This is a genomic window from Pseudomonas sp. B21-017 (genome assembly GCF_024749245.1).
Lineage (GTDB): Bacteria > Pseudomonadota > Gammaproteobacteria > Pseudomonadales > Pseudomonadaceae > Aquipseudomonas.
Map to the genome: position 1 here is coordinate 2984796 of NZ_CP087194.1, position 13630 is coordinate 2998425.

Below are 13630 nucleotides of genomic sequence, written 5' to 3' on the forward strand. Positions count from 1 at the left end.
GCTACGCTAGACACAGCAATAATAAAAATTCATTAATTTTATGTGAAGCATTCCTGAAGGGAATGCATACCTCAAAAAATTGTATCGTCGGATCAAGTCCAATGGCTGTTACCCATGTTTTGACTATTCGAGCGTATTGCCTGATGGAGAGATGATCCGGGTCATCCACAGCGATCGGCAGTGCGCGTGGGTCGGGCGCAAGTCAAGGGGGAGGAACCCTTTGGTCTGGTCGTGCGGCGTTAGGAAGGTATGTATGATGACGCATCTATTGTTACCGATGGTCCCCATCCGCCGCTCAGAACCGCCCCGACGAGGCTATTGCAGCGGTGCACTTGTATTAAGGGGTCTATTTTATGGCCTACATGTCGTCCAAGCTCAGTGGTCAGTCGCCCGAAGTGTTTCACTTGGAGACTAGCGACACCAGTGGCTACGCCGTGGATTGGCACGCCCATGACTGTCATATGCTGCTGTTACCACGCCAGGGTGGGCTATTCCTGTCGACCGAAAGCAGCCAGACTTCTCACGTTTCGCCCCGGTTGTTTTCCTTTGTGCCGGCAGACTTTGCACACGCAACCCAAGCGGCTCCGGGGCGGGAGAAACATATGACCTTGTATGTCGATCCCTCTTATATCAAGCATCAAGGACAGATGAACGGTTACAGCGGTTTCGCCAAACAGGTAAATCGATCGGGGATCTGGCAAGGAACAGAGACGCTGGAAAGTATCTTGCGCCTGTACGACCAACTGCAAGGCAGTGCATCTGCGGAGGCCTTTCAGCGCCAATTACCCCATCTCAATCATCTGCTCTTCGAGGAGTGCGCTCGGGTTATCGCTTGTCAGCAGACTCAGCCGCAGCCGAGTGAACATCAGCAGCAGGCGACGCTGGTTCGCGACATACAGCGCTACATTCAGGAGAATCTGGAAACAGATTTGGATATTGAGTCGATTGGGCATGAGTTCCACCTGTCACGGCGTCACCTTACTCGTATCTTCAAAGACATTACGGGCGAAACCCTGCTGGATTTCACCAACCGCACCCGAGTGGAAACGGCCGCCCGGCTTGTTTCATGCACTTCACTATCGATCCTCGAAGTCAGCCTCGCGGTAGGCCTGGACTCCCCCTCATACCTTGCTCGACTGTTCAAGCGCCACCTGGGTCTAACCCCAAGCGGGCTACGCAAACCCCGCTAACGATCTGGCCCAAACGGGCGCATGGACGGCCCGATCAAGCGCTTCCGCCAAAATGATGCTGGCCACAATAGACCTCGTCTCCAACATTGAGAGGTCACAATGAACGACGTGGACGTTGTAGAAGTCTTCAAGTCCAGCCAGGGAGGCGACAAACGGGTATCCATCGCAATCGGTGCCGCCGGGCTTGGCGCTGAGCCGATCATGACGATGGCATGCGCCAATCTGCGACTCATAGCGACCAATAACGGGCCGGGCAGACTGAGTTATTGGCAGGAGCGAAAAGCAAAAGAAGTCATGATGGAAAACCTTGATTGCGGCATTCAGGTTTCGGCCGTAGCCAAGGAGTGTTCCTTGTCACGAAGTCACTTCTCCCGAGCTTTCAAGAATGCTACGGGCCACTCCCCACGTGATTGGCTTCAGCTTGCAAGATTAACCCGAGCGAAAGAATTCCTTGAGCAAACTGATTTTTCTATTTCTCAAGTGGGGTTGGAGTGCGGGTTTGCTGATCAAGCCCATTTCACCCGAATGTTCTCCAGTAAATTCAATATGCCCCCAGGAAAGTGGCGGACACAAAAAAAGTCCCAGCTGTAGGGGTGGATCCCCCCTGGAGAATCCATCAAGGCCACCACACCCGTCCGATTGTCAGTTGGACGGGTGTGGTGGGGGCTGCCATTGATAGCAGGCACTCCTTGTTGGTTTTCGGTCCGCTATTCTTGATGGCTTGAGCAGGCAAAATCCGAAGGGTCGAACCGATCGGTCGTGTCCATCCGGATACTGCGCAGGCTCACCGTTTCCAGGTGTGACGCGTATAAAGGCTCCGAAAAATAGCTGATCAGGATGGAGCGTCGGCGTGCGCCGATCGAGTTCAGACTGCCCGCATGCACTAAATCGGCATCAAACACCAGGATGTCACCCGCGGAGCCTGAAAGCTGCACGGACCGGGACTCGTCATTGAAGTCGTATGGCGGCGCTTCCTGGTCAGGGCGATGGCTGCCGGGAACGATACGTGTTGCGCCGTTCTCGGGGCCATAATCGTCGAAGTAAGCAATAGCGTTCACAATGTCGCCTGGCCGTTGGGCCGACAAGTCGCGGTGCAGCCGCTGATGACCGCCACCTGCAAGGGGCTCGCGACCCTCCACCTGCGAGAGGAAAAACCGCTCTCCGATCAGCTCACCAACCACCGTCAGCAGCTCCGGCAGACGACACACCGCCTGAATCTTCGTATCAGAATCCAGCAGCGAATGGCGCCAGTCCATGCCACGCGGCACTGGCCATTGGTCCGCCGGCTTCACGCCCGCATCGAACACGGCACGAAGGTCACCCAGCCACTCGGCCGGGATCGCTCGACGGAGCAGCGCAAAGCCATCTCGATGGAGTTGTTCGCGGTCAGTCATGGATTCCTCTATTCCCTTGCCACCAAAGCATCAAAAATCCTGCAGTTGCACGCGCAACTGATGGACATCATAGAAGAACAAAGTGGACAGCCTGTTCTTCGCGCTCGTTCAGATCTGTTCCAGCAACCAGGTACGGAACGCGATAAGCGATGGCAGCATTTCGTTACGCGGCGGGTAGGTCAGGTAGTAGCTGCGCTGGCTGGCGAACGGCTGGTCGAGGCTGATCAGCTCTGCGCTGGCCAACTCGTCGGCCACTAGAATACGTGGCACCAAACCGATGCCGATGCCAGCCCTGACGGCCTGGATCAAGTGCGAGGTGAGTTCGAAACTCGGCCCCAGCCGCATCATTCGATGGGGCAGGCCGTGATGGCTGAACCACTCGCCCCAGACGTTGGCGTTGTTTGCGACGTTGAGCAGTGTCTGTGCGCCAATGCGCTCCGGCGTCCAGGCGTCGTGGAGCTCGGCCACTTCTGGAGAAATGATCACCATCAGTTCTTCGGTGTGCAGGCGATGGCTGATCAGACCCGGCAAATCGGCATTGCCGACGACGATCGCGGCATCGATACCGCTGGTTTCGAAGTCGATGGCGTCGATCCGGGAATTGATGTGCACCAGCATGCCGGGATGGGTTTTGTAGAAGTCATGTAGGCGCGGCAATAACCACTTCGAGCCGAAGGTCGGCAAGGTGGCCAGGCGCAGGGTGCCGCTGCCGGATTGATAAGCCATGGCTTGCAGCGTGGCGCTGCGGATGCGTCCGAGGGCTTCGCTCATTTCCCGCTGGTAGAGACGACCGACATCGGTCAACTGCACTTGCCGGCCTTCACGGCGAAACAGCGTCAGGCCCAGTTGCTGTTCCAGCGCCTGGACTTGCCGGCTCACGGCGCTTTGGGTCAGTGACAGTTCCATCGCGGCGCGGGTGTAGCTTTCATGGCGGGCGGCGGCCTCAAAGGCCAGCAGCAACGACATCGAGGGCGTGAGGTGACGGTAATTCATTCGTAAAAGTCATCGATAGCGGCAGGATTATCCGTTTGTCCGGCGCCAGAGCCTACAGGATCATTGGCGTAGCCGACGACCTGAGGCTGACCCATTAATGCTCAGGCGACAAGTGTTTTGATTTTTCCCATGATTAGACCGACAAGAGAACAGCCTGCGATGATCGCTCAGTTGCCCACCGTTGCACTCGCGGCACACTACCCGGAATTTCTTCAGGCCCTGCGCGCCAGCGGCTTTCGTGGCCAGCTCAGCGCCGACTACGCCACTCGCACCGTGCTGGCGACCGATAACTCGATTTACCAGCGCCTGCCGCAAGCGGCGGTGTTCCCCATGGACGCGGACGACATCGCACGCATCGCGACCTTGATGGCCGAACCACGCTTTCGCCAGATCAAGCTGACCCCGCGAGGCGGCGGCACCGGCACCAACGGCCAGTCATTGACCGATGGCATCGTGGTCGACTTGTCGCGGCACATGAACACCATCCTGGAAATCAACGTCGCCGAGCGTTGGGTGCGGGTGCAGGCGGGCGTGGTCAAGGACCAGCTGAATGCCGCGCTCAAACCCCATGGGCTGTTCTTCGCCCCGGAGCTGTCGACGTCCAACCGCGCCACCGTCGGCGGCATGATCAACACCGACGCCAGCGGCCAGGGGAGTTGCACCTATGGCAAGACCCGCGATCACGTGCTGGAGCTGCACAGTGTGCTGCTCGGTGGCGAGCGCTTGCACAGCCGGCCTCTGTCCGACGCGGAGCTGGAAGTAGCATGCACGCAATCCGGCCGCATCGGCGAGGTGTACCGGACGGCGCGGCACATTCAGGAAACCCAGGCCGACCTGATCGAGTCGGTATTCCCGAAACTCAACCGCTGCCTGACCGGTTACGACCTGGCGCACCTGCGCGACGAGCACGGGCGTTTCAACCTCAACAGTGTGCTGTGCGGGGCGGAAGGTTCGTTGGGCTACATCGTCGAAGCCAAGCTCAACGTGCTGCCGATTCCCAAGTATTCGGTGTTGGTGAACGTGCGCTACAGCAGCTTCATGGATGCGTTGCGCGACGCTAATGCGTTATTGGCGCACAAGCCGTTGTCCATCGAAACCGTGGACTCCAAAGTGTTGATGCTGGCGATGAAAGACATTGTCTGGCACAGCGTCGCCGAGTACTTCCCGACGGACGCCGGGCGCGCGACGCTGGGCATCAACCTGGTGGAGTTCAGCGGGGAAGACCTGGCGGACGTAAATGCTCGCGTGGCGTCGTTCGTGGAGCATCTGCAGGCCGACACGACGATTGAGCGACTGGGCCACACCCTGGCCGAGGGGGCCGAAGCCGTGACTCGCGTATACACCATGCGCAAACGCTCGGTCGGGCTGCTGGGTAACGTTGACGGCGAGGTTCGCCCGCAGCCTTTCGTCGAAGACACCGCCGTGCCGCCGGAGAAACTGGCTGACTACATCGCTGAGTTCCGCGCCTTGCTGGATAGCCATGGCCTGGCCTATGGCATGTTCGGTCACGTCGATGCCGGTGTGTTGCATGTACGTCCGGCGCTGGATATGAAAGATCCGGCCCAGGCCGCTCTGGTCAAGCCGATTTCCGATGCCGTGGCCGAGCTGACCCGGCGTTATGGGGGGCTGCTGTGGGGGGAGCACGGCAAAGGTTTGCGTTCGGAATATGTCCCCGAGTTTTTTGGCGAGCTGTACCCGGCGCTGCAATCGCTCAAGGGCGCGTTCGACCCGCACAATCAGCTCAATCCCGGCAAAATCTGCACTCCGCCGGACGCCGCCCAAGGCTTGCTCAAGGTCAACGAAGTCACGCTGCGTGGTGACCTGGACCGGCAAATCGACGAGCGCGTCTGGCAAAGCTTCGGCTCCGCCGTGCACTGCAACGGTAATGGCGCCTGCTACAACTACGATCCCAACGATGCGATGTGCCCGTCGTGGAAAGCCACCCGTGAACGCCAGCATTCGCCAAAAGGCAGGGCCTCATTGATTCGCGAATGGTTGCGTCTGCAAGGCGCGGCCAATATCGATGTACTGCAAGCGGCCCGAGGCAAATTGTCGTGGCTGAGCGGGTTGCCAACGCGGTTGCGCAACAACCTGGCGCGCTCGCGTGGCGAGGCGGATTTCTCCCATGAGGTCTACGACGCGATGGCGGGGTGTCTGGCCTGTAAATCCTGTGCGGGACAATGCCCGGTCAAGGTCAACGTGCCGGAATTCCGTTCGCGATTTCTGGAGCTGTACCACGGTCGTTATCAACGCCCGCTGCGCGACTATTTGATCGGCTCGCTGGAGTTCACCCTGCCTTACATGGCCTACGCGCCAGGTGTGTACAACGCGGTGATGAGCTCGAAATGGGTGAGCCGTCTGCTAGAGCGACAGGTCGGTATGCTCGACAGTCCGTTGATCAATCGCCATAACCTGCAGGCCACGCTGACCCGCTGCAAGGTCGCTGTCGCCAGTGTGCCAGCCTTGCGCGAGCTCACTGTCGCGCAACGCGAGCGCAGCGTGGTGCTGGTGCAGGACGCCTTCACCCGGTACTTCGAAACCCCGTTGCTGGCGAGCTTCATCCAGTTGGCGCATCAGCTGGGTTATCGGGTGTTTCTGGCGCCCTATAGCGCCAACGGCAAGCCTTTGCATGTGCAGGGTTTCCTCGGTGCCTTCGCCAAGGCGGCGATCCGCAACGCCCATCAGCTCAAGACGCTCGCCGACTGTGGAGTGCCGCTGGTGGGGCTGGACCCGGCGATGACCCTGGTCTACCGCCAGGAATATCAGAAAGTACCGGGGCTCAACGATTGCCCAAAGGTCCTGCTACCCCAGGAATGGCTCTGCGATGCGTTGCCGGAAAATCCGCATCCGGCGACTGATACCTTCCGTTTGTTGGCGCACTGCACCGAGAAAACCAATGTCCCGGCCAGCACTTCGCAATGGGAAACCGTTTTTGCCCGGCTCGGGCTCAAGTTGACGACTGAGGCGACCGGCTGCTGCGGCATGTCTGGAACCTACGGTCATGAAGCCCGGAACCAGGACACCTCTCGGACCATTTTCGAGCAGTCATGGGCCGGCAAGCTGGACAAAAAGGGTGAGGCGCTGGCGACGGGATACTCCTGCCGCAGTCAGGTGAAGCGCTTCGCCAACACGCAATTGCGCCATCCACTGGAGGTTGTGCTAGAGCGCATTGTTCAGCCAGTTCGCTGATGCAAACGCTGCGGCTGATTGCACGCAGCATCAGTTCCTTGGCGCGGCGCTCCTGCCCGTCGGACGAGGCGCCCACGGGCGCGCCAAGGTGCATTGATGGTCTGGATTCACCTGTCAGGAGTGAGCCGGGTAATCCACGTATCCACGCTGATCGCCACCGAAGAAGGTGCTCGGATCCGGCGCATTGAGCGACAACCCGTCGCGAATTCGTCGTGGCAGATCAGGGTTGGCCAGAAACGGTCTGCCGAACGCGATGATGTCCGCGCGGCCGTCGATCAAGGCCTGTTCCGCCGTCTCGGGGTCGTAGCCACCGGCGATCATCAGCACGCCGTCCCACGCTGCACGCAGTTGGCCGATGATTGCATCCCAGCGCGGATCGAAGTTCTCGTCCTTGACGGTGCCAACGACGGCAGGCTCGACGAGGTGCAGGTAGGCCAGATTCCACTGGTTCAACGAACGCACGATGTGGCCGAACGTAGCTTGCGGCGTCTCATCGCCCATGCCCATGAAGCGTCCCATCGGCGTGAGGCGTACGCCCACGCGCTGCGCACCGACTTCGTCGACGACGGCCGCAACCACTTCCAATAACAGGCGCGCACGGTTTTCCAGGCTGCCGCCGTAGCTATCCTCGCGCTGGTTACTGTTGCTGTTGATGAACTGATCCAACAGATAGCCGTTGCCTGCGTGAATTTCCACGCCATCCATCCCGGCGTTCAGCGCATTGCGCGCGGCCCGGCGGTAGTCGTTGATGATGTCAGCGATCTCCGAGGTTTCCAGTGCCCGCGGAACCGGCACATCGCCCCACACACCGTTGCCATCCACGTCGACGATGAACGTCTTGCCCGGCACGGGTAATGCGCTCGGGGCCACCGGGAGGGCGTTGTCGGGCTGAAAGCTTGGGTGCGACACGCGGCCCACGTGCCAGAGTTGCATGAAGATCAAACCGCCGGCCTCGTGCACCTGGCTGCTGACTTCGCGCCAGGCCTGTACCTGCTCATCGCTGTAGATGCCCGGGGTCCAGGCATAGCCCTGGCCCTGTCGGGAGATTTGCGTCGCCTCGGTGATGATCAATGCGGCACTCGCACGCTGACGGTAATACTCGGCGTTCATGGCCGTCGGGACATCGCCCGGTTGCCCGGCGCGTGAGCGGGTCAGCGGCGCCATCGCCACTCGGTGCGGGAGTGTGTATGGCCCCAATGCGATGGGTTGGAACAGTTGCTGCGTCATAGAATTTCTCCGGGTTTCGAAAAGAGGGAGCAGGGCGGCGATGGACGTTTGGGCAGGCACCGTATGGCCGTAAGTTAATCCGCTGCATGCCGCTTGATAATCCGCATCAGCCTCTACGCTGCATTGCGTGAAACGCAACGCTGCGCAGGGTCAGGACGGTTGCTCTGAGCGGGTCAAAGGAAGGTTCAGCCAGCGTCGGCCGGTAGCGTTCGCCACGGCATTGCCGAGGGCGGCGGCCATCGGTCCCTGGACGATTTCGGCGGCGCCGAGAAACGGTTGTCCCGGCTGGTCGAGCAGATGAACGTCGACCTTTCTGGGTAGTTGCGAAAAGCGCAGGATCGGGTAGCCACTCCAGTCGTAGCTGCGAATTCCCCCGGCGTCATAGGCGACTTTTTCATACAGCGTCCAACTGGTGGACTGCACGATCCCGCCTTCCACCTGGTTGCGCAGGCCATCGGGATTGACGATTTGCCCGACGTCTACCGCCGTGACGACGTGATCGACCTGCACCTCGCCGGTCTGCGGATGTACGCGCAAGCGCACCGCGATCGCGCAATAGCCCATGATGTTTTTATAGCGGGCAAACGCGAAGCCGATGCCCGCGCCGGGTTCGCTGCTTTTTTGCGACCAGCCGATGGCTTCGCGCACGCGCTCCACCACGGCCCGCGCCCGGGGATCTGCCAGATGCGCAAGGCGCAAGGCCACCGGATCGCTCCCGGCCCTGGCGGCAAGCTCATCGATGCACGCCTCGATTGCGAAGATGTTGATGTGCGCGCCCAGCGAGCGCATGGCAGAGGTGCGAAACGGCATCTCAGTGACGAAGTTCATGTTGATGCGCGTGGATGCCAGCGTGTACAGCGGCACGGCATTGCGATCGCCGTCGCCTTCAGGTTGAGCGATGGGCACCGAAGGCGCGGAGGTGAACGGTCGGGCCAGCAGTCGCGCCGGCAGCAACCGGCCCGCGTTGACGATGCGTTCGTTATGCGGCGTGGTCCACAGTTCATAGTTCCAGTCCTGCAGTCGACCTTGCGCATCAAGATTGGCCTGCACTTCAGTCACCATCGCCGAGCTGTAGGGTTCCCAGAGATTTTCCTGCTCGCGCATCCACTGCACTCGCACCGGCGTGCCCGGTATTCGCATGGCAATCAACGCCGCGTCGGCCGCTGCATCGTCTGCGCCGTTGTGGCCGTAACAACCGGACCCTTCGGTGTGGATACAGCGAACGCGCTCGGGCGGTAGCCGCACCATTTCGGCGATCCCGGCGCGCAGCGGATACACGCCTTGGGTGTGGGTCCAGACGGTGAGGGTGCCGTCCTTGAACCAGGCCACGGCGCAGGACGGGCCGATGGATCCGTGCATCAGGTATTGCTTGGTCACGCGCGCTCGATAGCTCTTGTCGGTCGCCACCTGTGGGGTGCCCTCATGGCTGATCGGGTAGCGGCGTGAAGGCAGGCGCTCGAGCAATGTGTGGATGTCCCGTGACTCGGGTATCGCTTGTCCACCGCTCCAGCGTGCCGATTCATATCCGCTGCGCATGGCCTTGATCGCTTGCCATTCATCACGCGCCACCACGGCAAGGTAATTGCCGTCGCGAATCACCTGCACAACCCCGGACAACGTTTTCATCGACTCCGCGTCGAAGGCTTCCAGCGTGCAGCCGGGACGAGGAGGGCGAATGACCCGAGCGTGCAGCATGCCCGGCAGACGAATGTCCTGAACAAATGCAGGACCGCCGCTGACTTTTGCCGGAATATCCAGCCGTTGCAGCGAATGCCCGATCAGCTTGAAGCCCGTCGCGGGCATTGCCGGCGATTCGGACTTGGCATAGAGGTGCAGATCGACGTTTTTGACGGCGTCAGCGTAGGACATTCGTTGTCCGGCAGGGCCGTGAATGACGCCTTCCTGTGTCGTCAACAGTGGCGGTGCCACCTCCCAGCTGCGCCCGGCCGACTGCAGCAATAACTCACGCACCTGCGCCGCCGCGTTGAACAGCGCGGTGCCGCTGTCGAAAATGCTATGGCTGCCGGCGGTGTAGCCTTCGTTGGGCGTCAGGGCAGTGTCGGCCGTCAGCAGGTTGATCGCCGTCGGCGAAACCTCCAGACGTTCGGCGGCAATTTGCAGCAAGGCTGTTTTGACGCCAGTGCCCAATTCGACCTTGCCGGTGTAGACGGTGATGCCTTCAGGGCCCACGCGAATCCACGCATCGAGGTAGGGATTGGTGCGCAGGCTGCCGGGCAGATCAGGCGCCAGCACCACCGTGCCGAGGGTATCCACTTCGGTGTCGGCCCATGCACGACGCGCCGCCGGCACCAGGGTAAACGCCACCAGCAAGGCGCCTCCACGCAAGAAAGCCCGGCGACTGTGGTCGACTTTTTTCTCCACGGTCATGTCGCGCTCCCGTTTTGCCCGGCCACCAGGCTGATTGCCTCGATAATCCGCAGGTGGGTGCCGCAACGACACAGGTTGCCTGCCATGTGCTCGCGAATGGTCTGCTCGTCCGGGTGCGGATTGCTCTCCAGCAATGACTGCGCGCGCATCAGCATGCCGGCGATGCAGTAGCCGCATTGAGCCGCCTGTTTGTCGATAAAGGCTTTCTGCAAAGGGCCGGGACGTTCGGCAGAACCGAGGCTTTCAACCGTTCGAACCTTCTTGCCCTCAAGGCCCGCGCAGGGCGTCACGCAAGAAAAGACCGGTTTGTCATCGACGATGACCGTACAGGCGCCGCACTGCCCCAAGCCACACCCGTACTTGGCACCGTTCAGCCCCAGATGATTGCGCAGCGCATAGAGCAGCGGCATGTCAGGTTCCAGCTCCAAGGCTTGGGCCGAGCCGTTGACGTTGAGCGTGACTTGGGTCATTTCGTCTCCTGACGGATCGCTTCAATAGTGGAAGAAAGCTCTGTCCAGGGTTGGTCAGGCCTGGCTTGCTGGCGCAGGTATGACGCCAGGGCGATGAGTTGAACGTTGTCCAGGCTGGCGGCAAACGGCGGCATGACCGGTCCGGGCACGCCCGGCATTGCCGGCACGCCTTCGAGCACGGTTTTCAGGAAGTTGCGTGCGCTTGGGGCTTGCAGTGCCGAGGTGCGATTCAGCGCCGGACGCCCGTCGATCTCGCGCATCGGCGCCGCAGGGGCATGACAACCGGCGCAGGCACTGGCGAACAGCAGGGCGCCGCTGGTCTGGTCCAAGGTCTCAACGTTCCCGGCGCCGGGTTGGATTTCGGTGATCGCAGCCCTGGTTTGCAGGCTCAGCAAATACTCGGCAATCGCCTCGGCGTCACTGACCGGCAAGCGAGCCAGACTGAGGCTGACCGGGCGCATCGGGCCCGCGGCTGTGCCGTGCCCGTCCACCACTTCTGCCCGCAGATAGTGGACCAACTGCTCAGTGCTCCACGGGTTTGTGCGACGGGCCATGCCGAGCAGCGAAGGCGCCTCCCAGCCATCCACCTCTCCGCCCGCGAGGCTTTCGCCGGACTTCTCGGCACCGATCAGGTTCAACGGTGAATGGCAGCCCGCACAGTGGCCGGGGCCTTCAACCAGATAACGTCCGCGATTCCACGCTTCAGATTGCTGCGCCACCGGCGTCAGCGGCTTTGCATGCAGGAACAGCAGATTCCAGAACGACACCAGCGGCCGGATGTTCATCGGGAAATTCATGCGGTTTTGCATGGCCGGTGAGTTCACGGCAGGACCGCTCATCAAGTACGCATACGCGTCGGCAATGTCGCCTTCGCTCATGCGCCGGTAGTGCACGTACGGAAAGGCGGGGTACAGGAAGTGGCCGTCGCGGGAGATCCCTTCACGCATCGCCCGCTCGAACGCCGGCAGTGACCATTGGCCGATACCGGTCTGCGGATCGGGTGTGATGTTGGTGCTGTAGAGCGTACCGAACGGCGTCACCAGCGGCAGCCCGCCCGCCAGGTATTGACCGCCCGGACGCGTATGGCACACCGCACAATCGCCTGCTTCGACCACCCGCGCACCGCGCTGCAATTGCGCGGCATCGAACGTTCGCGGGCGCTCAATCGGTGCTATCGCCGGGCGCCATATCAGCATCGCTGCGCCGATTGCACCTATCGAAGCGAGGACGGCCGCGCTGATCCAGAGGGGGCTGGATCTCAGGAAATTGCCCTTCATGAGGGTTTGCAACGCGAGAGGCGCGCAATGCGCATCGATGAGGGATTCGGGATCATGAACAGCTCCTTGAGCATCCGGGGGAAGGGCGCTGATGGAGAGCCCTGCGCCAAGTGCCCAAGGTTAGAGAAAGCGCAAGCGCCGGAGTATTGCCAGGTCGCGCAATAGCGCTTTGCGCCAACGGCAACGCCGGGGTCGTTGCGGATGGCGCATCACTCCATTGCCCGGATGATGGATTCTCTGTGTCGGCCCATGCCCTTAGCCTTGGCATCACTTTCCCGAACTCAACGAGGTGTCATCATGCTCACGGGTAACCCCGCAGCAGCGGCCAAGGCCGAACAGCCTGCTTCACTCTCCGGCCTGATGGTCGCGTTCCTGGCATTTTGCTGCGGCGCGGTCGTGGCCAACCTCTATTACGCCCAGCCGATTGTCGAATTGATCGCGCCGCAGATCGGCCTGTCCAGCGCCAATGCCAGTCTGATCGTTTCACTCACACAGTTTGGTTATGCGCTGGGTCTGCTGTTGCTGGTGCCGCTGGCCGACCTGATGGAAAACCGGCGCCTGGTCGTAGGTTTCACCCTCGCGGCGAGCGTTACGCTGTTGTGTGCCGGGCTGACGCACTCGCCGTCGATGTTCCTCGTGTTTTCATTGCTGATCGGCCTTACTTCGGTTGCGGTGCAGATTCTGGTGCCACTGGCGGCGCATCTGGCACCCGAAGCCACGCGAGGTCGTGTGGTGGGAAATATCATGAGCGGGCTGCTGTTGGGCATTCTGTTGTCGCGTCCGCTGTCCAGCCTGTTGGTGGAAGTGTTCGGCTGGCGCGGGGTGTTTTACAGCGCGGCGGCACTGATGGCCGTCATCGCCCTGATCACCGCGGCTGCGCTGCCGCGCCGTGTGCCGACGCATCAGGCGACTTATGCCGCGCTGATCGGCTCGGTGTTTACACTGGCTCGTCGCCATCCGGTGCTGCGTCAACGTTCGTTGTATCAGGGATTGTTGTTCGCCAGCTTCAGCCTGTTCTGGACGCTTGCACCGATTGAGCTGATGCGTCACCACGGTTTCAGCCAGGCGCAGGTGGCGATTTTTGCCCTGGTCGGAGCGGTAGGTGCAGTCGCTGCGCCGATTGCCGGGCGCTTGGCCGATGCCGGCCACGGCCACCGCGGAACACGGGTCGCACTGCTGCTGGCACCGGTTTCATTGTTGATCGCTGCGCTGCCCGGCAGCAGCTACCTGTGGCTGGTGGTGTGTGCGGTGCTGCTGGATTTCGCCGTGCAACTGAACATGGTGCTGGGCCAGCGCGAGGTGTACGCCATCGACCCGCACAGCCGGGCACGACTCAACGCCGTGTACATGACCAGTATCTTCGTTGGCGGTGCCTTGGGATCGCTGGTGGCGAGCCCGCTCTACGAGCACTTCGGCTGGAACCTGTCTGCCGCGTCGGTGGCATTGCTCCCGACCCTGGCTTTGGTGATGTTCCTCGGCCGCAAGGCCAATGCCTGAGCGCC

The 13630-nt window shown here is 61.2% G+C and carries 10 protein-coding genes and 1 pseudogene; 4 read left to right on the forward strand and 7 right to left on the reverse strand.

Features of this window, described 5'->3' with window-relative positions:
* Positions 1-82: 82 nt before the first annotated feature.
* Positions 83-160, reverse strand: a pseudogene (locus tag LOY28_RS13515) (integrase); the annotation flags it as partial.
* A 193-nt stretch (positions 161-353) separates the two neighbouring features.
* Here LOY28_RS13515 and LOY28_RS13520 point away from each other — a divergent pair.
* Together LOY28_RS13520 and LOY28_RS13525 are read left to right on the forward strand one after the other, a co-directional pair.
* A complete protein-coding gene (locus LOY28_RS13520; RefSeq protein ID WP_086945561.1) occupies positions 354-1190 on the forward strand; it encodes an AraC family transcriptional regulator in 837 nt (278 codons plus the stop codon).
* 99 nt (positions 1191-1289) lie between these two features.
* Positions 1290-1781, forward strand: coding sequence for an AraC family transcriptional regulator (locus LOY28_RS13525; protein ID WP_064617675.1), 492 nt, complete (start codon positions 1290-1292; stop codon positions 1779-1781).
* A 116-nt stretch (positions 1782-1897) separates the two neighbouring features.
* Here the strand turns inward: LOY28_RS13525 and LOY28_RS13530 are convergent, their stop codons facing one another.
* Both LOY28_RS13530 and LOY28_RS13535 read right to left on the reverse strand, forming a co-directional pair.
* A complete protein-coding gene (locus LOY28_RS13530; protein ID WP_258614241.1) occupies positions 1898-2584 on the reverse strand; it encodes a phytanoyl-CoA dioxygenase family protein in 687 nt (228 codons plus the stop codon).
* Positions 2585-2692: 108 nt separating this feature from the next.
* Positions 2693-3577, reverse strand: coding sequence for a LysR substrate-binding domain-containing protein (locus LOY28_RS13535; protein WP_258614242.1), 885 nt, complete (start codon positions 3575-3577; stop codon positions 2693-2695).
* A gap of 159 nt (positions 3578-3736) precedes the next feature.
* Here LOY28_RS13535 and LOY28_RS13540 point away from each other — a divergent pair, with 159 nt between their 5' ends.
* Positions 3737-6766 (forward strand): FAD-binding and (Fe-S)-binding domain-containing protein, encoded by a 3030-nt coding sequence (locus LOY28_RS13540; RefSeq protein ID WP_258614245.1) that lies wholly within the window; start codon positions 3737-3739, stop codon positions 6764-6766.
* Positions 6767-6880: 114 nt separating this feature from the next.
* Here the strand turns inward: LOY28_RS13540 and LOY28_RS13545 are convergent, their stop codons facing one another.
* From LOY28_RS13545 to LOY28_RS13560, 4 genes are all read right to left on the reverse strand, one after another.
* Positions 6881-7993: an alkene reductase gene (locus tag LOY28_RS13545; protein ID WP_258614246.1), complete on the reverse strand. Its 1113-nt coding sequence runs from the start codon at positions 7991-7993 to the stop codon at positions 6881-6883.
* A 150-nt stretch (positions 7994-8143) separates the two neighbouring features.
* Positions 8144-10381 carry a molybdopterin cofactor-binding domain-containing protein gene (locus LOY28_RS13550; RefSeq protein ID WP_258614247.1) on the reverse strand — a complete coding sequence of 746 codons (2238 nt, stop codon included), beginning with the start codon at positions 10379-10381 and terminating at the stop codon, positions 8144-8146.
* The gene (locus tag LOY28_RS13555; protein WP_105345943.1) at positions 10378-10851 is read right to left on the reverse strand and encodes a (2Fe-2S)-binding protein; all 474 of its coding nucleotides are present in this window, start codon (positions 10849-10851) and stop codon (positions 10378-10380) included. Before LOY28_RS13555 ends, LOY28_RS13550 begins: the two co-directional genes overlap by 4 nt.
* Complete coding sequence (locus LOY28_RS13560) at positions 10848-12047, reverse strand: cytochrome c (protein WP_258614248.1); 1200 nt, start codon at positions 12045-12047, stop codon at positions 10848-10850. The genes LOY28_RS13555 and LOY28_RS13560 overlap by 4 nt, the downstream gene beginning before the upstream one ends.
* 378 nt (positions 12048-12425) lie before the next feature.
* On the opposite strand from LOY28_RS13560, the gene LOY28_RS13565 reads away from it, so the two are divergent.
* Positions 12426-13625, forward strand: a complete 1200-nt coding sequence (locus tag LOY28_RS13565) for an MFS transporter (protein WP_138867477.1) — start codon at positions 12426-12428, stop codon at positions 13623-13625.
* Positions 13626-13630 lie beyond the last annotated feature (5 nt).